Annotated in this window: 24 protein-coding genes and 1 riboswitch; of the genes, 19 read left to right on the forward strand and 5 right to left on the reverse strand. The window is 74.9% G+C overall.

What is annotated here, in order from left to right; all coding sequences use genetic code 11:
* The first annotated feature begins 98 nt into the window (after nucleotides 1–98).
* From IEZ07_RS01935 to IEZ07_RS01960, 6 genes are read left to right on the forward strand one after another with little or no spacing between them, the layout of a single operon-like run.
* Nucleotides 99–2,183 (forward strand): primosomal protein N', encoded by a 2,085-nt coding sequence (locus IEZ07_RS01935; protein ID WP_191893183.1) that lies wholly within the window; start codon nucleotides 99–101, stop codon nucleotides 2,181–2,183.
* 49 nt (nucleotides 2,184–2,232) lie between these two features.
* On the forward strand, nucleotides 2,233–3,882 hold the full coding sequence (locus IEZ07_RS01940) for a hypothetical protein (RefSeq protein WP_239319292.1): 1,650 nt from the start codon (nucleotides 2,233–2,235) through the stop codon (nucleotides 3,880–3,882).
* A 40-nt stretch (nucleotides 3,883–3,922) separates the two neighbouring features.
* A complete protein-coding gene (locus IEZ07_RS01945) occupies nucleotides 3,923–5,314 on the forward strand; it encodes a hypothetical protein (protein WP_191893184.1) in 1,392 nt (463 codons plus the stop codon).
* Nucleotides 5,315–5,366: 52 nt separating this feature from the next.
* Nucleotides 5,367–5,915, forward strand: coding sequence for a peptide deformylase (def, locus tag IEZ07_RS01950; RefSeq protein WP_191893185.1), 549 nt, complete (start codon nucleotides 5,367–5,369; stop codon nucleotides 5,913–5,915).
* Between the two features lie 5 nt (nucleotides 5,916–5,920).
* The gene (fmt, locus tag IEZ07_RS01955) at nucleotides 5,921–6,850 is read left to right on the forward strand and encodes a methionyl-tRNA formyltransferase (protein WP_191893186.1); all 930 of its coding nucleotides are present in this window, start codon (nucleotides 5,921–5,923) and stop codon (nucleotides 6,848–6,850) included.
* Nucleotides 6,851–6,853: 3 nt separating this feature from the next.
* Complete coding sequence (locus tag IEZ07_RS01960; protein ID WP_191893187.1) at nucleotides 6,854–8,374, forward strand: RsmB/NOP family class I SAM-dependent RNA methyltransferase; 1,521 nt, start codon at nucleotides 6,854–6,856, stop codon at nucleotides 8,372–8,374.
* Nucleotides 8,375–8,434: 60 nt separating this feature from the next.
* Here the strand turns inward: IEZ07_RS01960 and IEZ07_RS01965 are convergent, their stop codons facing one another.
* The gene (locus IEZ07_RS01965; RefSeq protein ID WP_239319294.1) at nucleotides 8,435–9,079 is read right to left on the reverse strand and encodes a CGNR zinc finger domain-containing protein; all 645 of its coding nucleotides are present in this window, start codon (nucleotides 9,077–9,079) and stop codon (nucleotides 8,435–8,437) included.
* Between the two features lie 101 nt (nucleotides 9,080–9,180).
* On the opposite strand from IEZ07_RS01965, the gene IEZ07_RS01970 reads away from it, so the two are divergent.
* Complete coding sequence (locus IEZ07_RS01970; RefSeq protein ID WP_204054211.1) at nucleotides 9,181–10,050, forward strand: SDR family NAD(P)-dependent oxidoreductase; 870 nt, start codon at nucleotides 9,181–9,183, stop codon at nucleotides 10,048–10,050.
* Nucleotides 10,051–10,143: 93 nt separating this feature from the next.
* Here the strand turns inward: IEZ07_RS01970 and IEZ07_RS01975 are convergent, their stop codons facing one another.
* Nucleotides 10,144–10,722, reverse strand: a complete 579-nt coding sequence (locus tag IEZ07_RS01975) for an NADPH-dependent F420 reductase (protein WP_068894184.1) — start codon at nucleotides 10,720–10,722, stop codon at nucleotides 10,144–10,146.
* A gap of 121 nt (nucleotides 10,723–10,843) precedes the next feature.
* On the opposite strand from IEZ07_RS01975, the gene IEZ07_RS01980 reads away from it, so the two are divergent.
* The 8 genes from IEZ07_RS01980 (at nucleotide 10,844) to IEZ07_RS02015 (ending at nucleotide 17,057) form a co-directional block, all read left to right on the forward strand.
* Complete coding sequence (locus tag IEZ07_RS01980; protein ID WP_191893188.1) at nucleotides 10,844–11,338, forward strand: MarR family winged helix-turn-helix transcriptional regulator; 495 nt, start codon at nucleotides 10,844–10,846, stop codon at nucleotides 11,336–11,338.
* A gap of 73 nt (nucleotides 11,339–11,411) precedes the next feature.
* The gene (rpe, locus tag IEZ07_RS01985) at nucleotides 11,412–12,068 is read left to right on the forward strand and encodes a ribulose-phosphate 3-epimerase (RefSeq protein WP_068894183.1); all 657 of its coding nucleotides are present in this window, start codon (nucleotides 11,412–11,414) and stop codon (nucleotides 12,066–12,068) included.
* Nucleotides 12,069–12,285: 217 nt separating this feature from the next.
* Complete coding sequence (locus tag IEZ07_RS01990; RefSeq protein WP_068894182.1) at nucleotides 12,286–13,092, forward strand: oxygenase MpaB family protein; 807 nt, start codon at nucleotides 12,286–12,288, stop codon at nucleotides 13,090–13,092.
* A gap of 120 nt (nucleotides 13,093–13,212) precedes the next feature.
* A riboswitch (FMN riboswitch) is annotated at nucleotides 13,213–13,343 on the forward strand.
* A 103-nt stretch (nucleotides 13,344–13,446) separates the two neighbouring features.
* Entirely contained in the window at nucleotides 13,447–14,055 is a 609-nt protein-coding gene (locus IEZ07_RS01995; RefSeq protein ID WP_191893189.1) for a riboflavin synthase, read from the forward strand.
* Nucleotides 14,052–14,714 (forward strand): nicotinamide mononucleotide transporter family protein, encoded by a 663-nt coding sequence (locus tag IEZ07_RS02000; RefSeq protein ID WP_191893190.1) that lies wholly within the window; start codon nucleotides 14,052–14,054, stop codon nucleotides 14,712–14,714. The genes IEZ07_RS01995 and IEZ07_RS02000 overlap by 4 nt, the downstream gene beginning before the upstream one ends.
* A 5-nt stretch (nucleotides 14,715–14,719) precedes the next feature.
* Nucleotides 14,720–15,952, forward strand: a complete 1,233-nt coding sequence (locus tag IEZ07_RS02005) for a bifunctional 3,4-dihydroxy-2-butanone-4-phosphate synthase/GTP cyclohydrolase II (RefSeq protein ID WP_191893387.1) — start codon at nucleotides 14,720–14,722, stop codon at nucleotides 15,950–15,952.
* A gap of 31 nt (nucleotides 15,953–15,983) precedes the next feature.
* Nucleotides 15,984–16,454, forward strand: a complete 471-nt coding sequence (ribH, locus tag IEZ07_RS02010; RefSeq protein ID WP_068894179.1) for a 6,7-dimethyl-8-ribityllumazine synthase — start codon at nucleotides 15,984–15,986, stop codon at nucleotides 16,452–16,454.
* Nucleotides 16,455–16,598: 144 nt separating this feature from the next.
* A complete protein-coding gene (locus IEZ07_RS02015; RefSeq protein WP_191893191.1) occupies nucleotides 16,599–17,057 on the forward strand; it encodes a PH domain-containing protein in 459 nt (152 codons plus the stop codon).
* A 37-nt stretch (nucleotides 17,058–17,094) separates the two neighbouring features.
* Here IEZ07_RS02015 and IEZ07_RS02020 read toward each other — a convergent pair whose 3' ends face one another.
* Both IEZ07_RS02020 and IEZ07_RS02025 read right to left on the reverse strand, forming a co-directional pair.
* A complete protein-coding gene (locus IEZ07_RS02020; RefSeq protein WP_191893192.1) occupies nucleotides 17,095–17,772 on the reverse strand; it encodes a potassium channel family protein in 678 nt (225 codons plus the stop codon).
* Nucleotides 17,765–19,105 carry a TrkH family potassium uptake protein gene (locus tag IEZ07_RS02025; protein ID WP_239319296.1) on the reverse strand — a complete coding sequence of 447 codons (1,341 nt, stop codon included), beginning with the start codon at nucleotides 19,103–19,105 and terminating at the stop codon, nucleotides 17,765–17,767. The genes IEZ07_RS02020 and IEZ07_RS02025 overlap by 8 nt, the downstream gene beginning before the upstream one ends.
* 120 nt (nucleotides 19,106–19,225) lie before the next feature.
* Here IEZ07_RS02025 and IEZ07_RS02030 point away from each other — a divergent pair, with 120 nt between their 5' ends.
* From IEZ07_RS02030 to IEZ07_RS02045, 4 genes are all read left to right on the forward strand, one after another.
* Nucleotides 19,226–20,122 carry an AAA family ATPase gene (locus tag IEZ07_RS02030; protein ID WP_191893194.1) on the forward strand — a complete coding sequence of 299 codons (897 nt, stop codon included), beginning with the start codon at nucleotides 19,226–19,228 and terminating at the stop codon, nucleotides 20,120–20,122.
* A gap of 115 nt (nucleotides 20,123–20,237) precedes the next feature.
* On the forward strand, nucleotides 20,238–21,299 hold the full coding sequence (locus tag IEZ07_RS02035) for a vWA domain-containing protein (RefSeq protein WP_191893388.1): 1,062 nt from the start codon (nucleotides 20,238–20,240) through the stop codon (nucleotides 21,297–21,299).
* Nucleotides 21,292–22,416, forward strand: coding sequence for an XdhC family protein (locus IEZ07_RS02040; RefSeq protein ID WP_191893195.1), 1,125 nt, complete (start codon nucleotides 21,292–21,294; stop codon nucleotides 22,414–22,416). Before IEZ07_RS02035 ends, IEZ07_RS02040 begins: the two co-directional genes overlap by 8 nt.
* Entirely contained in the window at nucleotides 22,413–23,012 is a 600-nt protein-coding gene (locus IEZ07_RS02045; protein ID WP_239319298.1) for a nucleotidyltransferase family protein, read from the forward strand. Before IEZ07_RS02040 ends, IEZ07_RS02045 begins: the two co-directional genes overlap by 4 nt.
* A gap of 93 nt (nucleotides 23,013–23,105) precedes the next feature.
* Here the strand turns inward: IEZ07_RS02045 and IEZ07_RS02050 are convergent, their stop codons facing one another.
* Complete coding sequence (locus IEZ07_RS02050; RefSeq protein WP_239319308.1) at nucleotides 23,106–24,014, reverse strand: endonuclease/exonuclease/phosphatase family protein; 909 nt, start codon at nucleotides 24,012–24,014, stop codon at nucleotides 23,106–23,108.
* Nucleotides 24,015–24,022: the final 8 nt, after the last annotated feature.

Raw genomic sequence — 24,022 nt, forward strand, 5'->3', positions numbered from 1 at the left:
GAGGAGCCCCCGGTGGACCCGTTCCGCCGGGGGCTCTCGCCGTGTCCCCGGGCGGTCCCGGCGGATCGGCGAGAGGTGCCCGCGAGGTCTGGTAGGACATGTGGGTGACCCACACGATCCCCTCCCCGGACGACGGCGCCCTGCTCCCGCTGGACGCCGTCCGCGAGCGGCCCGCCCCCGCGCGCAGCGCCGGACCGGCGCGGGGCGTGCCGGAGCCGGCCGCGGAGCTGCCCGTCGCGCGGGTCGCCGTGGACACGCCGCTGCCCCACCTGGACCGGCCGTTCGACTACCTCGTCCCGGCGCCCCTGGACGCCGGGGCCGTCCCGGGCTGCCGGGTCCGGGTCCGGTTCGCGGGCAAGCTCGTCGACGGGTTCCTGCTGGAGCGGGTGGAGACGAGCGAGCACCCCGGGAAGCTGGCCCGGCTGGAGCGGGTGGTCTCCGCCGAGCCGGTGCTGACCCCGGAGATCGCCGCCCTGGCCCGCGCCGTCGCCGACCGCTACGCCGGGACCCTGGCCGACGTCCTGCGCCTGGCCGTCCCGCCGCGCCACGCCAGGGTCGAGGCCGAGCCGCGCACGAGGGAGCCGGAGGAGGCGCAGGAGCCCTTGGAGGCCGCCGGTCCGGGCCCCTGGGCCGACTACCCGGGCGGGGAGGCGTTCCTGGCGGAGCTGGCCGCCGGGCGCGCCCCGCGGGCGGTGTGGACCGCGCTGCCGGGGACCGGGCCGCGGGGCCCGGAGTGGCCGGAGGCGGTGGCGGTGGCGGTGCGCGAGACGCTGCGCGGCGGCCGGGGCGCGCTCGTGGTGGTGCCCGACGGCAAGGACGTGGCGTTGGCCGGTGCGGCGCTGGAGGCGGTCCTGGGCCCGGGCCGGCACGTGGCGCTCACCGCGGACCTGGGGCCCGCCGAGCGCTACCGGCGCTGGCTGCGGGTGCTGCGCGGCGAGGCCCGGGTGGCGCTGGGCACCCGGGGCACGGCGTTCGCCCCGGTGCGGGACCTGGGCCTGGCGGTCGTCTGGGACGACGGCGACGACCTGCACGCCGAGCGGCTGGCGCCGTACCCGCACACCCGCGAGGTCCTGGCGCTGCGCGCCCACCGAGGGCGGGCGGGCCTGCTCGTCGGCGGCCACGCCCGCACCGCGGAGGCCACCCGGCTGGTGGCCACCGGTTGGGCCGCCGCCCTGGTCGCGCCCCGCGAGGCGGTCCGGACTCGGGCGCCGAGGGTACGGCCGGCCGGCGACGACGCGGAGCTGGCCAGGGACGAGGCGGCGCGGGCGGCCCGGCTGCCCAGCCTCGCCTGGCGCACGCTGCGGGCCGGGCTGGAGCACGGTCCGGTGCTGGTGCAGGTCCCCCGGCGGGGCTACCTGCCCGCGCTGTCCTGCCAGGGCTGCCGGGCCGCGGCGCGCTGCGGGCACTGCGCCGGGCCGCTCGCGCTGCGGGGCGGCCACGCGGCGCCGTACTGCCGCTGGTGCGGGCGGATCGCGGGGGAGTGGCGCTGCGCGGCCTGCGGCGGGACGCGGGTGCGCGCCCGGGTCGTGGGCGCCCGCCGGACGGCCGAGGAGCTGGGGCGGGCCTTCCCCTCGGTCCCGGTCAGGACGTCCGGCCGGGACGGCGTGCTGGCCGCGGTCGGGCCGGGCAGGGCGCTGGTGGTGGCCACCCCGGGGGCCGAGCCGGTGCCGGAGGGCGGTTACGCGGCGGCGGTGCTGCTGGACGGGTGGGCCCTGCTGGGGCGGCCGGACCTGCGGGTGGCCGAGGAGACGCTGCGCCGGTGGCTGAACGCCGCGGCCCTGCTGCAGCCCGGGGCCGAGCTGGTCGTGCTGGCCGACTCCTCGCTCGCCGTCGTGCAGGCGCTGCTGCGCTGGGACCCGGTCACGCACGCCGAGCGGGAACTGGCCGACAGGACAGAACTCGGTTTCCCCCCGGCGGTGCGGATGGCCACGCTGACCGGGTCCCCGGCGGCGGTCCGGGAGATGCTGGGGGAGACCGCGCTGCCGGAGGGCGCGCGGGTGCTCGGGCCGGTGCCCGTGGAGACGCCCCGGGGCGATCAGGTGCGGGAACGCGCCATCGTGCGGGTGCCGTGGGGGGCCGCCCCGGTGCTCGCCTCCGCGCTGAAAGGGGCCGCCGGCGTGCGTTCCGCGCGTAAGGCGCCGGAGGTGGTCAGGGTATGCATTGACCCTATGGACGCCATTTGAGTAGTTTCCCCGATTCGCGGTGCTGACAGTAAGCCGTTAATTTCTCCCTGTGTCGATTGAATGGGTGAATCGGGCCATCGACGATCTTCGGGCGTGGGGGCGTGCGCACGGCCGCGAGGTCGACGCGGACGAGGCGCGTCTGCTCTGCGACTACGCCAGCGACTACCTGGACGTGAACGAGCTGGGGGATTTCACCTCGGTCACTTTCGAGGAGCTGCTGCTCAACATCTATCCGCGCAAGGTCATCGCTCCTCCGGAAAGCGCCCCGGAGACGGTCGCCGCCGCCCGGACCCTCGTCGACTTCCTTCTCGAGACCGAGGAGATCGGCGGGAAGATGGCCGCGCGCATGCGCGCCGCCCTGGACCGGATCGAACCCGAGATGCCGGCCGCCCTGGCCGACACCTCCCGGTTCGGCATGGCCAAGAGCCTCTTCAGCGCGATGGGCGCCGACTCGCTGGACGCGGGCGAGGACTCCCCGCCCGCCGAGGACGCCCAGGAGGGGGAATACTGCGAGTGCCCGGGCTGCTCCCCCCTCCCGCCGGTACGGCTCGCCTCCCGCGAGGCGCTGGCCGAGGCCGCGCTGCGGGTCCCCCTGCTGACCGACGCCCGCCGCCTGGTCCAGTGGATGCTGGCCGGGGGGCGCACGCCCACCCGCAAGGGCGCCCTGCGGGTGCGCGACGCCGCGGAGGCGAACGCGCAGCTGGCGGTCGGCGACCCCGCGTTCCTGTGGGACCTGGCGGTGCACACCGGCCTGGTCGAGACGGAGGGCGCGGCGGTCTTCGACGGGGACGACCCCGACCCCCTGGAGGTGTGGGCCGCGACGGTGCGGTTCGCCGTGGAGAAGGACACCGGCGGGGCCTTCAGCGGCGACCGGCTCGTCGACGAGGAGCTCTACACCCTGCTCGACCTGTTCTACCGGGTGCAGGCGCCGGTGCCCGTGCCCGTCGTCCGGGAGTACCTCGAGGACGAGATCGGCCTGGCCGACGAGGGCGCCGAGCTCGACCTGGAGGAGGTCGGGCGGCGGCTGGCCTACTGCGGGCTGCTCAGCCGGGGTGAGGGGACGCTGGAGCTGACCCCGCTGGCGGTCTGGGGCCTGCACGAGCTCTACGACGTCTTCGGCATCGACGCGCCCGAGGCCCCCGACCTGGCCGCGGCCGACGCGACCGGCCTGATCGAGGGGCTGCTGGCCGGCGTGCTCCCCGGCGTGGCCGAGTCCGACATCGCCGGCTGGCTGTCCCGCCGGAGTCCCGCCGAGGCCGCCGCCGAGCTGCTGCGGGCGGTCTCGGGCGCGCCCGCCGTCGCCCGGGGGGTCGCGGTCACGATCGTCGACCGGCTCGGCGCGGAGGCGGAGGAGTCCGTCCGGAGCTTCCTGGAGGACGCCGAGCTGCGGCCGCACGCCGTGCACTGGCTGTCCGCGCGCGGACTGGCCGCACCGACGCTCACCCCGGACGAGGTGCTCTGGATGAGCGTGGACATGCTCGCCCTGGCCCTGCCCGCGGCCGAGGAGGACCCGGAGGCGTTCGCCGAGAACATGGCGGCCTCCGGCCCTCCGGCGCACGTGATCGAGGAGATGTGGCGGGTGGACCACCCCGACGCCGTCGACGTGCTGGAACTCCTCGGGCGCTCCCTGCCGGACCAGAACGCGGCCAAGGCGGCGCGCAAGGCGGCCTTCAAGGCCCGTTCGCGCGCGATCGGCTGAGCCGTACATCCGTGGGGCTCTTGTGGAGTAAGTTTCACGGGTGGCAAAGAGCGGCAACACCGGCAACGTCTTCGATCTCGGCGAACTGCGGAGGCTGGTCGACGAGTTGGGAACCGCGCCCCGGGAGGCGCGGGCGGCGGTGCTCGACGAGGCCGTCGCGGGGGACGCGGGGGACGCGGACTGCGACTGCCCGAGCTGCGGCACCGAGGCGCTGAGCTTCCCGCCGGTCGAGCTCGCCCCCGACGCCGAGCTGGCCCGGGCGGTGCTCCGGGTCCCGCTGGTGCGGGACGCCCGGCGGCTGGCGGCCTGGACCGGCACCCGGCAGGTGACCCCCGAGTGCCTGCTGCCCGACCCGTTCCTGGCGGCCGCCGAGCTCGGCCTGCCCGGTCCCGCCCGGGTCCACCTGCTCTGGGTCGTCGCGGTCAACACCGGCATGCTCCGGATCTCCCGGGGCACGGCCGCCCCCGGGCCGCTCCTCCTGACCGGCGACCTGCCCCCGCGGGCGCTGCTGGAGTTCTGGGACGGCGTGGTCATGGACGTGCTGGACCGGGCCGACGAGAGCCTGACGGGGTCCGCCGTGGTGGACGAGCACCTCGCCGAGATGCTCGCGACGATGTACGCCGTGAGCGACGGCCTGTCCCCCGCCACCCTGGTCAAGGGCATCCTCCAGTCGCACGAGGTGGCCTGCGAGGCCCGCCCGGCGCAGATGCGGCAGCTGGCGGCCTCCCTGCCGGGAGAGCTGGCGGCCGCGCTCGACCTGCTGGGCTACTGCGGGCTGGTCGAGCGCTCGCCGGCCGGCTGGCCCCGGCTGACCCCGCTCGGCGTGTGGGCGGTCCGCCAGGACCTGATGCGGGAGGGCCACGACGCGCCCACCGGCGCGGAGGTCGCGGTCTTCGCCGACCTCGGCGCGGGCGAGCTCGTCGAGGCGATCGTCAAGGGCTCCGCCGCGCCCAGCGCCGTCACCGTGTGGCTGGAGTCGCGCGGCCCCGAGACCGCCGCCCGGGAGCTGCTCGGGGTCGCCGCCTCCGGCGCGGCCGGGCAGCGCGGCGTGGTGAGCACGATCCTGGAGGAGCTCGGGCCCGAGGCCGAGACCCCCGTCCGGGAGGTGCTCGCCGAGCCCTCCCTGTGGCGCTACGCGGCCTCCTGGCTGCACATCCGCGACCTGCCCGCGCCCACCCTCACCCCCGCCGACAACACCTGGATCGCGGTCGACACGCTCGCCTCGCTGATCCACCAGGGCCGGGCCCCCGAGGGGATGGGCGAGTTCGCCGCGCTCGAGCCGGGCGAGGACCTGGTCCGCCTGGTCGAGGAGATGGCCCTCGTGGAGCATCCCGACGCGATCGTGGTGCTCGACATGCTCGGCGCGCACCACGCCGACGCCGCCGTGGCCAAGGCCGCGCGCAAGGCGGTCATGAAGGCCCGCTCCAGGTAGGTCCGCGCCGCCAGGGCCCCTAAACTGGGGGGATTCCGTGGAAGGAGCCCTGTTGGCCATTCAGTCAATCCGCCTCTTCGGCGACCCGGTGCTGCGCACGCCCGCGGAGCCGGTGAAGGACTTCGACAAGGAGCTGCGCAAGCTCGTCAAGGACCTCACCGACACCATGATGGACGCGCCCGGAGCGGGCCTGGCCGCACCGCAGATCGGGGTCGGGCTGCGGGTCTTCACCTACTACGTGGACGACCGGCTCGGCCATCTGATCAACCCCAATCTCGACCTGTCCGAGGACCTCGACGAGGAGGGGGAGGAGGGCTGCCTGTCCTTCCCCGGCCTGTCCTACCCGACGCCCCGGGCGATCCGCGCGGTGGCCAAGGGCTTCGACATGCACGGCGAGCCGGTCACCCTCGAGGGCACCGACCTCATGGCCCGCTGCTTCCAGCACGAGACCGACCACCTGGACGGCATCCTGTTCATCGACCGGATGGACCCCGCGCAGCGCAAGCTCGCGATGCGGGAGATCCGCCAGGCCGAGTGGAGCGGGCTGTCCGCGCCCGCGTTCAAGTTCTCCCCGCACGCCACCCACGGGAAGGCTCTGTAGGAACCTTGCGCCTGGTCTTCGCCGGAACCCCGGACACCGCCCTGCCCTCGCTGCGCGCGCTGCTGGACTCGCCGCGCCACGACGTCGTCGCCGTCGTCACCCGCCCGGACGCCCCGTCGGGCCGGGGGCGGAAGGTCCACCCCAGCCCCGTCGCCGAGCTGGCCGAGGAGGTGGGCATCGAGGTCCTCAGGCCGCCGAAGGCGGGTGATCCCGCGTTCCTGGAGCGGCTCCGGGAGATCGGGCCCGACGCCTGCCCGGTGGTCGCCTACGGGGCCCTGCTGCCCCAGGCGGCGCTGGACGTCCCACGCCACGGCTGGATCAACCTCCACTTCTCGATCCTGCCCGCGTGGCGGGGGGCGGCCCCGGTGCAGCACTCCGTGCTGCACGGCGACGAGATCACCGGCGCGAGCACCTTCCAGATCGTCAGGGAACTGGACGCCGGACCCGTCTACGGCGTGGTCACCGAGAAGATCCGCGCCACCGACACCAGCGGCGGGCTGCTGGCCCGGCTGGCCGAGTCCGGCGCCGAGCTGCTGGCGGCCACCCTCGACGGGATCGAGGACGGCACGCTGGAGGCCAGGCCGCAGCCCGCCGAGGGTGTGAGCCTCGCCCCGAAGATCAGCGTCGAGGACGCCCGGATCGACTGGACCGCCCCGGCGATGCGGGTGGACCGCCTGGTCCGCGCCTGCACCCCCACCCCCGGCGCGTGGACGGAGTTCCGCGGCCAGCGGGTCAAGCTCGGCCCGGTGCGGCCCGCGCCCGACGCGCCCGCGCTGGCCCCCGGCCAGGTCGCGGCCGCCAAGAACTCCGTCCTGGTCGGTACGGCCACGCACCCGGTGGAGCTGAGCGAGGTGCAGCCGCAGGGCAAGCGCCTGATGACCGCGGGGGAGTGGGCCCGCGGCGTACGGCCCACCGACGAGGATCGGCTGGTCTGAGCGATGAGTGATCGGGGGAACGGCGGCGCTCCGCGCGGCGGGGACCGTGAGGGAGGCCGGCCGCGCGGCGGGTCCGGCGGCGGAGGGCAGGGCTCCGGCGGAGGCCGGCGCCAGGGGCCGGGCGGCCGCGGCCGGGGTCCCGCGGGCGGCCGCGGAGGCGGCGGGAGCCGGGGCGGGCGCCCGCCCCGTCCGGTCTACGACGAGGCCCGCAACACCGCCTACGACCTGCTGCGCGCCGTGGACGAGCGGGACGCCTACGCCAACCTGCTGATGCCCGCGTTGCTGCGCGAGCGCCGCCTGTCGGGGCGCGACGCGGGGCTGGCGACCGAGCTGGCCTACGGCACCCTGCGCGGGCTGGGCACCTACGACGAGGTCATCGCCGCCTGCAGCGACCGGGCCCCGGAGGAGCTGGACCCGCCGCTGCTGGACGCCATCCGGCTGGGCGTGCACCAGCTGCTCAAGACCCGCGTGCCCCCGCACGCCGCCGTCGGCACGACCGTCGACCTGGTCAGGCTCCGGGTCGGCGCGGGCCCCGCGAAATACGCCAACGCGGTGCTCCGCAAGGTCTCCACCCGCTCCCTGGAGCAGTGGCTGCCGATCGTGGCCCCGAACCCGGCCGACGACCCGGTCGGTCACCTGGCCGTGTCGCACAGCCACCCCCGGTGGATCGTCACCGCGCTGCGCGACGCCGTCGGGGGGGACGCCGAGGAGACCGCGGCCCTGCTGGCCGCCGACAACGAGCGCCCCCGCGTCACCCTGGTGGCCCGCCCGGGCCGCTCGTCGGTGGAGGAGCTCCTCGACTCCGGTGCCGAGCCGGCCGACTTCTCCCCCTACGCCGCCTACCTGCCCGAGGGCGACCCCGGTGCGGTCCGCGCCGTGGCCGAGTCGCGCGCCGCCGTACAGGACGAGGCGAGCCAGCTCGTGGCGGTCGCACTCACCAGGGTCCCGGTGGCGGGCGGCGACTCCCGCTGGCTCGACATGTGCGCCGGGCCGGGCGGCAAGGCGGGACTGCTGGACGCCCTCGCCGCGGAGGGCGGCGCCCGCCTGCTCGCGGCCGAGCTCCAGCACCACCGCGCCCGCCTGGTCAGGCAGACCACCCGGGACGCCGCGGTGGTCGCCGCCGACGGCCGGGTCCCGGCCTGGCGCCCGGGCGTCTTCGACCGGGTCATGCTGGACGCCCCCTGCACCGGCCTCGGTGCCCTGCGCCGCCGCCCGGAGGCCCGCTGGCGGCGTGATCCCCGCAGCCTCCCGGAGCTGGGCCGGCTCCAGCGCGAGCTGCTGGCCTCCGCCCTAGACGCCACCCGCCCGGGCGGCGTGGTGGCCTACGTGACCTGCTCGCCGCACCTGGCCGAGACGGTCACCGTGGTCGGCGACGTGCTGCGCGGCCGCGAGGACGCCGAGGCGCTGGACGCCCGCGCGTACCTCCCGGAGGTCGGAGGGCTCGGTGAGGGCCCGTACGCCCAGTTCTGGCCGCACCGCCACGGCACCGACGCCATGTTCCTGGCCCTGCTGCGCCGCCGCTGACCGTCCGCCCGTGAGGCGGTGGCGGCTCCGGAGCGCCGCGGAGTCCGCGGCGGGCCGATATCACTCCCGGGCGGCGCCCGCCGGGTCCGCGGCGCGGCGGCTGCGGTAGGAGCGCATCGCCACCTGCGCGCCGCAGCGCTTCGGGCTGCAGTACGCCGCGGAGCAGTTGCGGGTGCGGTCGTAGAACCCGAGATGGCAGGGCGGGTTCCGGCACGCCTTCACCCGTGCCCAGAGACCGCCCCTGGCGAGCTCGGCCACGGCCGCGAGCAGGCCGCCGAACGCTCCGGGCACGCCCCCATGGGCCGGGACGAGCCGTACGTCGTGCGCGGTGACGACGGGCGACAGGGGATACAGAGCACCGCTCCGGCGCAGGTGGGCCTCCGCCTCCTCCAGCGTCGTGCCGCCTCCCGGTCCGCCGCCTCCCGGTCCGCCGTCACCCGGTCCGCCGCCGGCGTGCTCGCCGGCGTGGGCGAGCAGGACCGTGACCAGAGCCTGCCTCAGCTCCCGGGCGGCGGCGGCGTCCGCCTCGGTGACCAGGGTGCCCTCGTGGGCCAGCCCGGCCGCGCGCAGCCATCGGGCCGCCGCCGGGGCGTCGGCCAGCCGCTCCTCGCGTCCGCCGATCGGGCGGGTGTTGACGAAGTCGAGCACGAGATCCGCCGCCTCGGGCGGGCTGAGAGGACTGTGCCGTCCCTGATCGGTGACCACGCCCACCATGATAGTCGGGGACTGAGTGAAACTTATTAGACCATAACGAAGACCGATCATGGCATTTGATAGTTATGAGTAAACCCTGTACGGTCACAACCATGTCGATCAAAGCAGAGACCATGGCCACGTCCGTCCCCCGTTCCTGGTTCGTCACCGGAGGCTCCTCCGGCATCGGTCGCGAGCTGACGCTCGCCGCCCTCGGCCGCGGTGACCGCGTCGCCGCCGCGGCGCGGCGCGTCGACGGCCTCGCGGAGCTCGCCCAACGCTTCCCCGGCAGGTTCCTCGCCCTGGAGCTCGACGTCCGCGACGAGGCCGCGGTACGGCGCGGCGTCGAGCAGGCCGTCGCCGCGTTCGGCCGCCTCGACGTGGTGGCGAACAACGCGGGCTACGGCCTCTTCGGGGCGGTGGAGGAGGTGACCGACGCACAGGCCAGGGCCGTCTTCGACACGAACGTCTTCGGCGTCCTGAACGTGCTGCGCGCCGTGCTGCCGGTGCTGCGGGCCCAGCGTTCGGGGCACGTCCTGCAGGGCTCGTCGGTGTACGGGCAGACGGCCCATCCAGGGGTGGGCCTGCTGGCCGCGACCAAGTACGCGGTGGAGGGCCTGTCGGACGCCCTGGTCGCCGAGCTGGCGCCACTCGGGATCAAGGTGACGCTGGTCGAGCCGGGCTACGCGGCCACGCCGTTCCTGTCCAACCTCGCCTTCGCCGAGCCGGTGGCCGACTACGACTCGACCGTGCGCGCCGTGCAGAGTTCCCTCGGCGGCCTGCCGCCGGAGGCGTTCGCCGACCCGGCCGAGGTGGCCCGGGCCGTGCTGGCCGTGGTGGACGCCGACCGTCCCCCGCTCCGTCTCACGCTGGGCGGCCGGGCGGAGGCCGATGTGCGGGCCGCGCTGGCCGCACGGCTGCGCGATCTGGACGAGTGGGCGGCCGTGACCCGGGAGGTCGGCCGGGCGCCGGTCGCCTCCTGACGGCCGGCGGCCCGGCGCGCCGTCGGCGGACGAGGGGCCGGAGCCGCGACCGGCCGGGGGCGCCCCGTCGGCGCGGGCCCCCGGGAGGGCCGGTCAGGCGCGGGTGAGGGTGAAGGCGATGCCGTCGCCCATGCCCCGGCCGTAGGCGAGCTGGATGAGCAGCTCGACCGCGGGCTCGGTGTAGCGGGCGTTGGCCAGCGGGCCGGCGTCTACGGCGTCGAAGCCGAGCTGCGCGCCGAGGTCCAGGACAGTCTTCTTGGCGGCCTCGTCGTCTCCGGCGACCGGCAGGAAGCGGCCGGCGCCGTCCTCGCCCAGGTGGCCGGCGAAGACGGTGTTGAAGGCCTTCACGACCCGGGCACCCGGCAGGGCGGCGGCCACCCGCTCGCCGCCGGAGGCGGTGTGGCCGACGGTCAGCGACATGAAGTCGGGGGCCAGCGGGTTCGTGGCGTCGACCACGACCTTGCCCGCCAGCGACGCCCCGACCCGGGGGTCCAGGGTTTCGACGGCGGCGAACGGCACCGCCAGGATCACGAGGTCGGCCTGCGCGGCCTGCGCGGCCGTACGCTCCGGACCCGTGGAGGTGTCGGCGGTGACGACCTCGTGCCCGATCGCGGTGAGGCGGGAGGAGAGGGCGGAGCCGACGTTGCCGGAGCCGAGGATGCTGATCTTCATGAGGGGCGCCTTCCGTTTGTGCTTCGAATTCGAAGCATGTGGTCGATGTGCTTCGAATTCGAAGCACAAACGGAACCGTACAGGTGCTTCGAATTGGAAGCAACCCGGTATCGTGGAGCGTATGAACGAACCGCGCTGGCTGGACGAGACCGAACTGCGTGCCTGGAGTGGGTTCCTGGAGACCTCCGACCTGCTCCACCGCATGGTCGAGCAGCAGCTCCGCGAGGTCGGCGGGGTCACCACGGTGCAGTACGACATCCTGCACCGGCTCAACGAGAGCCCCGAGAAGCGCCTGTGCATGACCGACCTGGCCGAGCGCCTCGTCTCCTCCCGCAGCGGCATCACCTACCAGGTCGCCCAGCTGGAGAAGGCGGGCCTGCTCCGCCGGGAGGACGCCCCCGACGACGAGCGCCGCGTGCTCGCCGCCATCACCGAGGAGGGACGCCGGGTGCTGGAGAGGACCGCGCCCGGCCACGTCGAGGCGGTCCGCGCAGGGCTCCTCGACGCGCTGACCCCCGAGCAGACCGCCCAGCTCGCCGCCATCATGGACGCCGCCCGGACTCACCTGCGCGGCGCCGTCCGGCTCCATCCGCCCCGCCGGGCGCGCTCCCGCTGAACGGACACCCGGCCACGCCGGGAGACGGCCGGTGGGAGGGGGCGGAGGGGTGCCCCATAGACTCGGGACCACCATGGCCGTACAGATCTCGCCCAGCATCCTGTCCGCCGACTTCGCCCGCCTCGCCGAGGCGGCCGCGGCGGTGTCCAACGCCGACTGGCTGCACGTCGACGTGATGGACAACCACTTCGTGCCCAACCTGACGCTCGGCCTGCCGGTCGTCGAGTCTCTGCTCAAGGCCACGTCCCTGCCGCTGGACTGCCACCTGATGATCGAGGACCCGGACCGATGGGCCCCCGCCTACGCCGAGGCCGGTGCGGGCAGCGTGACGATCCACGCCGAGGCGGCCAGGGCCCCGGTCCGCACGCTGCGCCAGATCCGCGCCGCGGGGGCCCGCTCGGGGTTCGCGCTGAACCCGGCCACCGCGGTCGAGCCGTACGAGGACCTGCTCGGCGAGATCGACATGCTGCTGCTGATGACCGTCGAGCCCGGGTTCGGCGGGCAGAAGTTCCTCGACGTGGTCCTGCCGAAGATCCGCCGGGCCCGTGCGCTCATCGAACGGCACGGCGGGCAGATCTGGCTCCAGGTCGACGGCGGGGTCGCGGCCGAGACCATCGAGCGCTGCGCGGAGGCGGGTGCCGACGTCTTCGTCGCGGGCAACGCCGTCTACGGCGCCGGTGACCCGGCCGCCGCCGTGGACGCCCTGCGGGCCCTGGCCGCCGGGGCCTGATCGCGGGCGCGGGGTCCCGCGGGAGGGTCCGCCAGGGGTGTCAGCAGGTCCGGCGGGGGTTCCGGGAGGTCCGCCAGGGGTTCCAGCAGTCCGGCGGGGCCGGGGGGCGCGACCGTGCCCCCGGCCCCGCCGTTCTCATGTCCGGACGATGTGGCCCGCATGGTAGGTGTGACGACGGAAGGGTAGGGTAACCAGTCACTTACAAGGGAGGTGGCCCATGGACCACGGACTCTTCGGGCCGGGTTCGGTGACCTGGCGGGTGATGGGCGAGCCGATCCTGCTGGTCGGCGGTTTCCGGGCGCTGCTCATGCAGGGGCTGCACCCGCGCGCCATGCGCGGGGTCGCGCAGAACTCCGCGCTGATGGACCCCAACGAGGCCTGGGCCCGCTTCCAGCGGACCACCGAGTTCGTCCGGGTGCGGACCTACGGCACGCTGGAGGAGGTCGAGCGGGCCGGCGCCCGGGTCAGGAAGATCCACTCCATGCTCACCGCCGTCGACCCCGGCACCGGGGAGCGCTTCCGCCTGGACGACCCCGAGGCGCTGCTCTGGGTGCACGTCGGCGAGGTCGACTCCTACCTGTCGGTGGCCCGGCGCGCCGGGGTGCGGCTGACCGACGAGGAGGCCGACCGGTTCGTCGCCGAGTGGCGCCGCGCCGCCGAGGTCGTCGGCCTGCGGGCCGACGACGTGCCGGGCTCCGTCGGCGAGATGCGCGACTACATCCGGGCCTGCCGGCCGGGCCTCTACTTCGCCCCCGAGGTGCCGCACCCGATCCGCCAGTCTTTCAACGCGCCGCTCCCGCTGTACCTCCTCCCGCTCAAGCCGGTCTTCCCGGGGTTCGTCCTGTTCGCCTTCGCGACGCTGCCGCGCTGGGCCCGCAGGCTGTACGGCCTGCCCGCCACGCCGCTGGAGGACCTGTGGGCGACGGCGGCGCTCAAGGCGCTGCAGACGGGCATAGGCCTGGTCCCCGCGCCGGTCAGATACCCCCCGGACGCCCGCCGGGCGCGGCGCCTCGACGCGGCCTGACGCGTAACCGCCGGGCGTTTGCCTGGTCCGCATGCTGGAGGGGGTCCCGCCCGGTTTGCCGGACATGGCACACTGATGTACGGGAGCCGTGCCGTACGGCCGGCGACCCGAAAAGCAGAGCAGCGTGCTCCGGGGTCGGTGAAATTCCGAACCGGCGGTTACAGTCCGCGACCCGGTCGAAGCCATCGACCGGTTGACCCGGTGAAATTCCGGGACCGACGGTTAAAGTCCGGATGGGAGGAAGCGCGCGAGCGGACAGTGCCGTCGAGGCACCCTCCGCCGACGGGTCCGTGGACCCGTCATCCCCGGGGCCCGCCATGGCAGAAAGCTACTGGCGAATGGGAGGCCCCCCGGATGTTCACCGGAATCGTCGAAGAACTCGGCGAGATCGCGGCTATAGAGCCGCTCAAGGACGCCGCGCGCATGTCGATCCGCGGCAGGACCGTCACTTCCGACGCCGGGCACGGCGACTCCATCGCGGTCAACGGCGTCTGCCTGACCGTGGTCGCCGTCGACGGCGAGGTGTTCACCGCCGACGTCATGAAGGAGACGCTGGACCGCAGCTGCCTGGGCGCGCTGCGCCCCGGCTCCCCGGTCAACCTGGAGCGCGCCGTCCGCGCCGACCAGCGGCTCGGCGGCCACATCGTGCAGGGCCACGTGGACGGCACCGGCGTGCTGCTGTCCCGCGAGCCCGGCGAGCACTGGGAGGTCGTGCGGATCTCGCTCCCGGCCGGACTGGACCGCTACGTGGTGGAGAAGGGCTCCATCGCGGTGGACGGCGTCAGCTTGACCGTAGCCGGCGTGGACGGCGACGCGTTCTCGGTCAGCCTGATCCCCACCACCCTGAAGCTCACCACCCTCGGCGCCAAGCAGCCCGGCGACCCGGTGAACCTGGAGACCGACGTGATCGCCAGGCACGTGGAGAAGCTCGTCGGCGCCCACGCACGGGGAGGCCGGGCGTGAACTGGGCCGAGGCGGGATTCCACCTGTTCGGGGTGAAGGTCCTCTGGACCGACCTGGTGGGCAACGCGGCCGCGCTGGCCACCGTGCTGCTGGCGATCCGCAAGTCGATCTGGACCTGGCCGGTGCAGCTGACCGGCTCGGTGCTGCTGCTCGTCGCCTCGGTCAGCGCGCAGCTCACCGGCAACGCGCTCAAGCAGGTCATGTTCGGCGTGCTGGCCGTCTACGGCTGGTGGAAGTGGTCGCGCGGCACCGCGGGCGGCCAGGAGCTGGCCGTACGGCCGGCCACCTCGCGCGAGCGGCTCGGGCTCGTCGCGGCCATGCTGGCGGGCACGGCGCTGGTGGGCGTGCTGTTCTTCGTCACCGGCCTGTCGTGGGGCGCGCACGCCCCGCTGCCCGACGGCTACTTCCTGGTCGCCGCCGACGCCTACATCTTCGTCGGCAGCGCCGTGGCGACCTGGGCGCAGGGCCGGGCGCTGGTCGACTTCTGGATCATCTGGGTCGCGGTGGACCTGGTCGGCGTGCCGCTGGCGTTCAGCTCCGGGCTGGTCGTCTCCGGCGCCGTCTACGGGATCTTCTTCGTGCTCGTCCTGATCGGGTTCGTGAACTGGCTCAAGGAGTACCGGTCGCGGACCGTGCTCGTCCCTGAGGAGGCCGTGTGACCACCATGCTGGACCCCGTCGAGCGGGCGATCGCCGACATCCGCGAGGGCAGGCCCGTCGTGGTCGTCGACGACGAGAACCGCGAGAACGAGGGCGACATCATCTTCGCCGCGGCCAAGGCCACCCCGGAGCTGCTGGCCTTCACCATCCGGCACACCAGCGGCGTCATCTGCGTGTCCATGCCCGGCGAGGACCTCGACCGGCTCGGCCTGCCGCTGATGGTCCACGACAACCGCGAGCGGATGCGCACGGCCTACACGATCAGCGTGGACGCCCGCGACGGGGTGACCACCGGCATCTCGGCGGCCGACCGGGCCCGGACGATCCGCACCCTGTGCGACTCGGCCACCGAGCCGTTCGAGCTGGTCCGGCCCGGCCACGTCTTCCCGCTCCGCTACCGGGAGGGCGGCGTGCTGGTCCGGCGCGGCCACACCGAGGCGGCCGTGGACCTGTCCCGGCTGGCCGGGCTGAGCCCGGCGGGCGCGCTCGCCGAGGTCGTCAACGACGACGGGACCATGAAGCGCCTGCCGGAGCTGCGCGCCTTCTGCGACGAGCACGACCTGGCGCTGGTCTCCATCGAGCAACTGGTGGAGTTCCGGCGCAGGACCGAGCGGATGGTCACCCGGGTCGCCGAGACGCGCATCCCGAACGCCTACGGGGTCTGGAGGGCCTACGGCTACTCCAGCGCCCTGGACGGCGGCGAGCACCTGGCCCTGGTCTACGGCGACCTCGGCGACGGCGAGAACGTCCTGGTCCGGGCGCACTCCGAGTGCCTGACCGGGGACGTGCTCGGCTCGCTGCGCTGCGACTGCGGGGTGCAGCTGGACCACGCGATGGCCGAGATCGCCGCGGAGGGGCGCGGGGTCGTGGTCTACCTGCGCGGGCACGAGGGCCGCGGGATCGGCCTGCTGGCCAAGCTCCGGGCGTACGGCCTGCAGGACGGCGGGAGCGACACCGTCGACGCGAACCTGGAGCTCGGGCTGCCGGTGGACGCCCGGGAGTTCTCCAACGCCGGGCAGATCCTCGCCGACCTGGGCGTGAAGTCGGCCAGGCTGCTGACCAACAACCCGGCCAAGCTGCGCGGCATGGACGGCTACGGCATCAAGGTGCTGGGCCGGGAGCCGATGCCGGTGGCGATGAACCCGTACAACGAGAAGTACCTCACGGCCAAGCGCGACCGCCTCGGCCACGACATCCACGAGGAGACCGAGATCGCATGGGCGGGGGAGACCGGATGACCGGGCGGAGCGGGCGGAACGGGGCGGCCGGATGAGCGGGGAGGGACGGCCCGGCGCGGAGGCGGTCGACGCCGCGGGGCTGACGGTCGGGATCGTGGCGGCGCGCTGGCACGAGAAGATCACCGACAGGCTGCTGGAACGGGCCGTGCGGGCAGGCGAGGACAGCGGTGCGACCGTGACCGTGGTCCGGGTGGCCGGGTCTCTGGAGATCCCGGTGGTGGCCCAGGCGCTGGCCCGGCGCTGCGACGCGGTGGTGGCGCTGGGCGCGGTGATCCGCGGCGAGACCGCGCACTTCGACTACGTCTGCGACTCGGTGACCTCCGGCCTGACCAGGATCTCGCTCGACGAGGAGACGCCCGTCGGCAACGGCGTGCTGACCTGCGACTCGGTGGAGCAGGCCCTGGACCGGGCGGGTCTGCCCGGCAGCCACGAGGACAAGGGGTACGAGGCCACCGTCGCCGCGCTGGAGACCGCCGTGCTCCTGCGCGGCCTGCGCGGCTGACACCGCCCGAGGGGGCGGCCGGGGCGTGCGGTAGGTTGCGACCGCGGGCGCCCGGCCGCCCTCCGGCGCGGCGGACGGCCGCCCGGACCGGCGGCCCCGGCGACCGTCCGACCAGCGGTTCCGCAGAGGGAAAGTGATCGTCAAGTGAGCCCCGAGAACGTCGTCCCGCCCCCGCTGCCCGTCGTGTGGCGGCCGAAGACGGGGCGGATCGTGGCCTACGGCTTCGCCGTCGTGCTCATGGTGGGCGCGGTGGTCATGGCGGTCTTCCTGCCACCGCCGTTCACCCTCGCCGACAAGGTCGCGGTGGTCGCGCTGGCCGGGGTGGTCGCCGGGGTTCTGCACCTGCTGGGCCGGTGCCGGGTGGAGGCGGACGAGCAGGGGATCACCCTGGTCAACGCCCTGCGGGTGCACCGCTACGAGTGGCCGGAGGTGCTCTCGGTCACGCTGGCCGAGGGGGAGCCGTGGGCGAAGATCGACTTCGCCGACGGGATGACCCTCGGGGCCATGGGACTGCAGGGGTCGGAGAAGGGCCGGACCGTGCGCCAGGTGCGCGAGCTCGCCGCGCTCATCCGCGAGCGCGGCGAGGCCCGGGAGCACGGCTGAGCACGGCTGAGCGCGGCCGGCGGTCCCGCCGCGGGGCTCAGGTCTCCTCGGAGAAGCGCTCGGCCTGGTCGGTTTCGCCCGCGACGAGCAGGGTGTCGCCGGAGCCGATGACGGTCTGGGAGGTGGCGTAGGTGAACCTGGCGCCGGGCTTCTTGACCGCGACCACGGTCACGCCGTACTCCGTGCGGATGCCGAGGTCGCCCAGGGTCCTCCCGGCCGCCCAGCCGGGGGCCTTGGTCTTGACCAGGGCGTAGTCCTCGTCGACCTCCACGTAGTCGAGCATCCGGCCGGTGACCAGGTGCGCGACCCGCTCGCCCATGTCCGCCTCGGGCTGGACCACGTGGCGGGCGCCGACCCGCTGCAGGATCCGGGCGTGCTGGCGGCTGATCGCCTTGGCCCAGATGTCGGGCACGCCGAGGTCGGTCAGGATCGAGGTGGTCAGGATGCTCGACTCGATGTCGGTGCCGATGCCGACGACCGCCCGGCCGAACTCGGCCACGCCCAGCTGGGTCAGCGCCTCGGGGTCGGTGGAGTCGGCGCAGACGACGTGGGTGAGCCGCCCGGAGAACTCCTGCACGTTCCTGGAGTCGCTGTCCACGCCGAGCACCTCGACGCCGCGGACGACGAGCTCGGCCGCCAGGGACCCGCCGAAGCGGCCCAGGCCGATGACCACGACGGCGGCGTCGCGGTCGACGCGGTTCTTCTTCTCAGCCAACGAGGGGACGCTCCTCCGGGTAGCGGAACCTGCGGGTCTGGACGCGCAGGGCCAGTGCGGCGCCGAGGGTGACCGGGCCCAGCCGGCCGATGAACATCAGGGCCGTCAGGACCAGGTGCCCGGCGGTGCCGACCTGGGCGGTGATCCCCGTGGAGAGCCCGACGGTGCCGAACGCGGAGATCACCTCGAACAGTACGCGGTCGAGCGCGAACGGGGTCAGCATCATCATCACGAGCGTGCCGGTGACCACCGCCGCCACGCTGACCAGGGCGATGGTGAGCGCCTGGCGCTGCAGCTGCTCGGAGATGCGGCGGCGGCCGGCCGTGACGTCGGGCTCGCCGCGCAGCTCGGCCAGGATGACGTAGCCCAGCAGCGCGAACGTGGTCACCTTGATGCCGCCCCCGGTGCTGGCGCTGCCCGCACCGATGAACATCAGCACGTCGCTGATCAGCCAGGAGTTCTCGTGCATCTGGGAGGTGTCGACGGAGTTCAGGCCGCCGCTGCGGGTCATCGCGCTGTGGAAGAAGCCGGCCAGGATGCGCAGGCCGGGGGAGAGGGGGCCGAACGTCGCGGGGTTGTTCCACTCCGAGACCGTGATGGCCAGGGCGCCGCCGGACAGCAGGATCGCGGTCATCCCGAGAGTGATCTTGGCGTGCAGCGACCACCGGGACGGCCGCCGCCAGTGCCGCCGCAGGACGGCGTAGACCGGGAAGCCCAGGCCGCCGACGACCACGGTCAGCGCCAGCGGCAGGCAGATCCACACGTCGCGGACGAACCGCATCACGCTGTCGGGCCAGAGCGCGAACCCCGCGTTGGTGAACGCCGAGACCGAGTGGAAGATCCCGTAGTAGACGGCGCGGCCGAGCGGCTCGCCGTACCCGGTCACGAAGCGGGCGGCGAGGACGGCGGCCGTCACCGCCTCCACCGCCAGCGTGACCTTGGCGACGCCCACGATCACCTGGCGGATGTCGCCGGGGCCGAGGGACTTGGTCTCGGCCTGGGTGCTGAGCCGGGCGCGCAGCCCGAGCTTCCCGGAGACGAGCAGCGCGAGGATCGAGGCCAGCGACATGATCCCGAAGCCGCCGATCTGGATCAGCACCAGGATCACGACCTCGCCGAAGGTCGTCCAGTGCGCCGCGGTGTCGAGCACGGCCAGGCCGGTGACGCAGACCGCCGAGGTCGCGGTGAACAGCGCCGAGGTCCACGACGACTCCTGGCCCGGCTCGACCGCGACGGGCAGGGAGAGCAGCCCGGTGCCCGCCAGGACCACCCCGAGGAACGCCAGGACGACCACTCTCGAGGGCGAGGTGACCCGCCCGACCGGATTGCTCACCGGGAGAGGATACCGGCGTGCGGGACCGATCATCGGGATCGGGCCGTCCGGGCCGTCCGCCGCGCGGTGGCCGCGGCGCGACCCTGGATTCCCGGGGTCCCCGGCGCGTACCCTGAGGCCGTGCTGAGGCGGACAATCACGGCAGCGGATCTCGCCTCGCCCGGGCAGCTCTCCGAGCTGCTCGACCGGCGGGCCTACCTGGCCGACGAGGGACTGGCGACGGCGGCGTTCCTCGCGTTGCGGATGGGCCGCCCGCTGTTCCTGGAGGGCGAGGCGGGCGTCGGCAAGACCGAGCTGGCCAGGACACTCGCCGATGTGCTGGACGCGCCGCTGATCCGGCTCCAGTGCTACGAGGGGCTGGAGGGTTCCCAGGCCCTCTACGACTGGGACTTCGCCCGGCAGCTGCTGCACCTCAAGGCCGCCGAGGCGGGCGGGGGCGCCGACGCGGCCCGGCTGGAGGGCGAGGTCCACGACCGGCGCTTCCTGATCGCCCGGCCGCTGCTGCAGGCGGTCGAGACCCAGCCCAGCGTGCTGCTCGTCGACGAGGTCGACCGGGCCGACGTGGAGTTCGAGGCGATCCTGCTGGAGGTCCTGTCCGACTTCGCGATCTCCGTCCCGGAGCTCGGCACGATCCGCGCCCGGACCCCGCCGGTGGTGGTGCTGACCTCCAACCGCACCCGGGAGGTGCACGACGCGCTCAAGCGGCGCTGCCTCTACCACTGGCTGGAGCACCCCTCCTTCGAACGCGAGGTGGAGATCCTGCTGCGCCGGCTCCCCGAGTGCTCCAGGACGCTCGCCGAGCAGGTCGCCGGGGCCGCCGGACGGCTGCGCGGGGCCGGGCTGGTCAAACCGCCCGGCGTCGCCGAGACCCTCGACTGGACCGAGGCCCTGCTCACCCTGGGCGCGCGCGAGCTGGACCCGGGGCTGGCGGCGGCCACGCTGGGCGCGCTGCTCAAGCACCGGGAGGACCACGAGGCCGTGCGCGGGAACGGACTCCTCGGTGCCCCCCGCGGCTGACGCCCCCGGCGGCCCTCCCCGCGGCGTCCCCGGTGTCCCCGGCGGTCCGCGGCGGGAGGGCGCCGCGGCGGATCCCCCGGGCCCGGAGGCGGCGCCCCGGGAGCTGGTGGCGGTCATGACGGGGTTCGCCAGGAGCCTGAGGGCCGCCGGGGTCCCCGCCGACCACGAGCGGACCCGGAGCCTGCTGCGCGCGCTGGCCCACCTGGACGCCGCCCGACCCGGCGACGTGTACTGGGCGGGCCGCGCCACCCTGTGCGCCTCGGCCGACGACCTGCCCCGCTACGACCGGGTCTTCCGGGCCTACTTCGGCGGGACGCGCCCGGGCCGCGCGCGGCAGGAGGCGGTCACCGTCACCCGGCACACGGCGCCGCCCGGCGGAGCCCCCGGCGAGCCCGGCGGGGACCCGCCGCTGGCCGCCGGTGCGAGCCCGGCGGAGGTGCTGCGCGGCCGCGACGTGGCCGGGATGACCGCGGCGGAGCTGGCCGAGGTGCACCGGCTGCTCGCCCTGCTCCGGACCGGGCGCGAGCGGCGCCCGTCCCGCAGGTTCCGGCCGGCGCGCCGGGGACGGCTCGACGTCCGGCGGACGGTGCGCGAGGCCCTGCGCCGGGGCGGGGAGCCCGCCCGGCTGCACCGCCGCGCCAGGAGGACCCGGCCCCGCCGGGTCGTGCTGGTGGTGGACGTGAGCGGATCGATGACCCCCTACGCCGACACCCTGCTCCGCCTGGCCCACGCGCTGGTCAGGTCCGAGCCGGGGGCCACCGAGGTGTTCAGCGCGGGCACCCGGCTGACCCGGCTCACCGCCGAGCTGCGCCACCGCGACCCGGACCGGGCGATGGAGGCCGTCTCGCGCGCGATCCCCGACTGGAGCGGCGGGACCCGGCTGGGGGAGGAGCTGCGGGAACTGCTGCGCGGCGGCGACGCCCGGGGCGCGACCGTGGTGATCGCCTCCGACGGCTGGGAACGCGGCGACGTCTCGCTGCTCGGGGCCCAGATGGCCCGGCTGTCCCGGACGGCGCACCGGGTGGTCTGGGCGAACCCGCACAAGGGCCGGGAGGGCTACCGGCCGCTCACCGCCGGGATGCGCGCCGCCTGGCCGTACATCGACGACTTCGTGGCGGGGCACAGCCTGGCCGCGTTCGAGGAACTGGCCCGGCTGCTGGGAGGCGCCCGTGCGTGACGTGCTGTCGCAGATCATCCGCTGGTGGGAGGCGGGGGAGACCTTCGGGCTGGCCACCGTGGTGGCCACGTTCCGCAGCGCGCCCCGCCCGCCCGGCGCGTCGATGGCGGTGCTCGGCGAGGAGGCCGAGGGCAGCGTCTCGGGCGGCTGCGTGGAGGGGGCCGTCTACGAGCTGGCGGGCGAGGTGGTCGCCTCCGGCGAGCCCGTCCTGCAGCGGTACGGCGTGAGCGACGACGACGCGTTCTCGGTCGGCCTGACCTGCGGCGGCATTCTCGACGTGTTCGTGGAACCGGTCTCCAGGCGGACCTTCCCCGAGCTGGGGGAGGTCGCCGCCTCGGTGCGCGGGCACGAGCCGGTGGCGGTGGCGACCGTGCTGTCGGGTCCCGGCCGGATCGGGGCCCGCCGGGTGGTCTGGGCGGACCGCTCGTCGGGCTCGCTGGGGCCGGCCCGGCTGGACGAGGCGGTCGACGACGACGTGCGGGGCATGCTCGCGCAGGGTCTCACCGGCGTCAGGCGGTACGGCGCGCACGGTGAGCGGCGCCTCGACGAGTTGTCCGTCTTCGTACACTCCTTCGCCCCGCCGCCCCGCATGCTGGTCTTCGGGGCGATCGACTTCGCCGCCGCGGTGGCCAGGATCGGGAAGTTCCTCGGCTACCACGTGGTGGTGTGCGACGCCCGGCCGGTCTTCGCCACGGCCAAGCGCTTCCCCGAGGCCGACGAGGTGGTCGTCAGGTGGCCGCACGACTATCTGACCTCGGCCGCGGTGGACGGGCGGACCGTGATCTGCGTGCTCACCCACGATCCCAGGTTCGACGTCCCGCTGCTGGAGGTGGCGCTGCGCACCCCCGCGGGTTATGTCGGGGCGATGGGCTCGCGCCGTACCCACGCCGACCGGCTGGAGCGCCTGCGCGCGGCGGGGCTGACGGAGGCGGAGCTGGCGCGGCTCCGCTCGCCGATCGGCCTGGACCTGGGCGCCCGGACCCCCGAGGAGACCGCGGTCTCCATCGCCGCCGAGCTGATCCAGCTCCGCTGGGGAGGCACGGGCCGGCCGCTCACCGGGGGATCCGGCCGCATCCACGGTGAGGGGCACGGCGGCGGTCACGGTGAGGGCGCGTGAACCCGGCCGACCGCGGAGGAGTGTGCGCGGGGCTGCTGCTGGCGGCCGGGGCGGGCTCGCGGCTGGGCAGGCCGAAGGCCCTGGTGGAGTTCGGCGGGGAACGGCTGCTGGACCGGGGGATCCGGACGCTCCGCGACGGCGGCTGCCATCCGGTGGTGGTGGTGCTCGGCGCGGTGACCGCGCAGGTGCGCGGAGCCGTGGCCGTGCGCAATCCCGGCTGGCGTTCCGGGATGGGCTCGTCGCTCCGGACCGGCCTGGAGGTGCTGCCCCCGGAGGCCGGGCACGCGGTGGTGGCGCTGGTGGACCAGCCGCTCATCGGGGCGGCGGTGGTCGGACGGCTCGTCCGGGCGGGGCTGGACGGCGCCCCGATCGCGGTCGCCACCTACGGCGGCGCGCGGCGGAACCCGGTGCTGATCGCCCGGGAGCACTTCGCGGGGGTCGCGGAGCTCGCCGTGGGCGACATCGGAGCCCGGCCGTTCCTCCGCGCCCATCCCGAACTGGTCGTCGAGGTGCCCTGCGACGACCTGGGCGACCCGGCCGACATCGACACCCCCGCCGACCTGGCGAGACTGTCAGCGTCGCGATATGCGCAGTGAGGGGGCTCCGGCGTCTGGACTGAGGAGCGCGCGCAGCGAAGCGAGCACGTGACGAGGGAAGACGGCGGTTACCGGCCCCCGAGCCGCGACGCGTCAGCGTCGCGACATGCGCAGTGAGGCGACCGCGGCGCGGTGGTCGCTGCCGGCGGCGGGCTCGACGCCCGCGCTGGTCGCGGTGAGCCCCCGGTAGAGGATGTGGTCGGGGCGGGTGACCGGGAACGAGGCGGGCCAGGTGAATCCGAACCCCGTCCCGGCCTCCTCCTGGGCGTCGATGAGCGGCGGGACCAGGTCGGCGCGCTTGCGGTCGGTGGTGGCGGTGTTGAGGTCGCCGAGCAGCAGCAGGCGCTCGCTGTCGTCGGCGTCGACGAGCCGCCGGGCGTGGGCCAGCGTCCGGTCGCGCTGGGCCGTCTCGCCGGGCCGCGCCGAGGCCAGATGCACGACGTAGACGGTCACCCTCCCCTTGGAGGTCTCCACCACGGCCCGCAGCGCCCGCACCCAGTCCAGGCCTATGTCGGCCTGGCTCCGCTCGACGATGGGGAAGCGGCTCCACAGGCCGACCGTGCTGATCTGCACCTTGTGCGGGAAGAGGGTGTCGAGCTCCGCGGCGGCCGGGCCGCCGGGGGTCAGCTCCTGGGCGGCGAACAGGTCCCGGCCCTTGGCGACGGTCCGTACGGCCAGCCCGGAGGAGTCGTTGACCACACCCACGTTGAGCGTGGCGACGGACAGGTCGCTGGGGCCGCCCGGCGCGGTGCGCAGCAGGTCGGGGCCGAACATGACCCCCCACACCGCCGCCGGGAGCAGGGCCGCGGCGGCCGCGGCCCGCGATCTGGCGAGCGCCGCGCCGAGCAGCAGGAGGGGCACGGCGGTCCCCAGCCAGGGCAGCAGGCTCTCCAGCACGGGCGTGAACCCGCCGAACTCCGGTAGCAGCCCGTGCCCGCCGAGCACCAGGGACACCGCAACCGCCACCGCCACCACCACCGCGACGATCACCCGCTTCAGCACACCGCTCC

The organism is Planomonospora parontospora (assembly GCA_014647935.1).
In the GTDB taxonomy this organism is placed as follows: domain Bacteria; phylum Actinomycetota; class Actinomycetes; order Streptosporangiales; family Streptosporangiaceae; genus Planomonospora; species Planomonospora parontospora.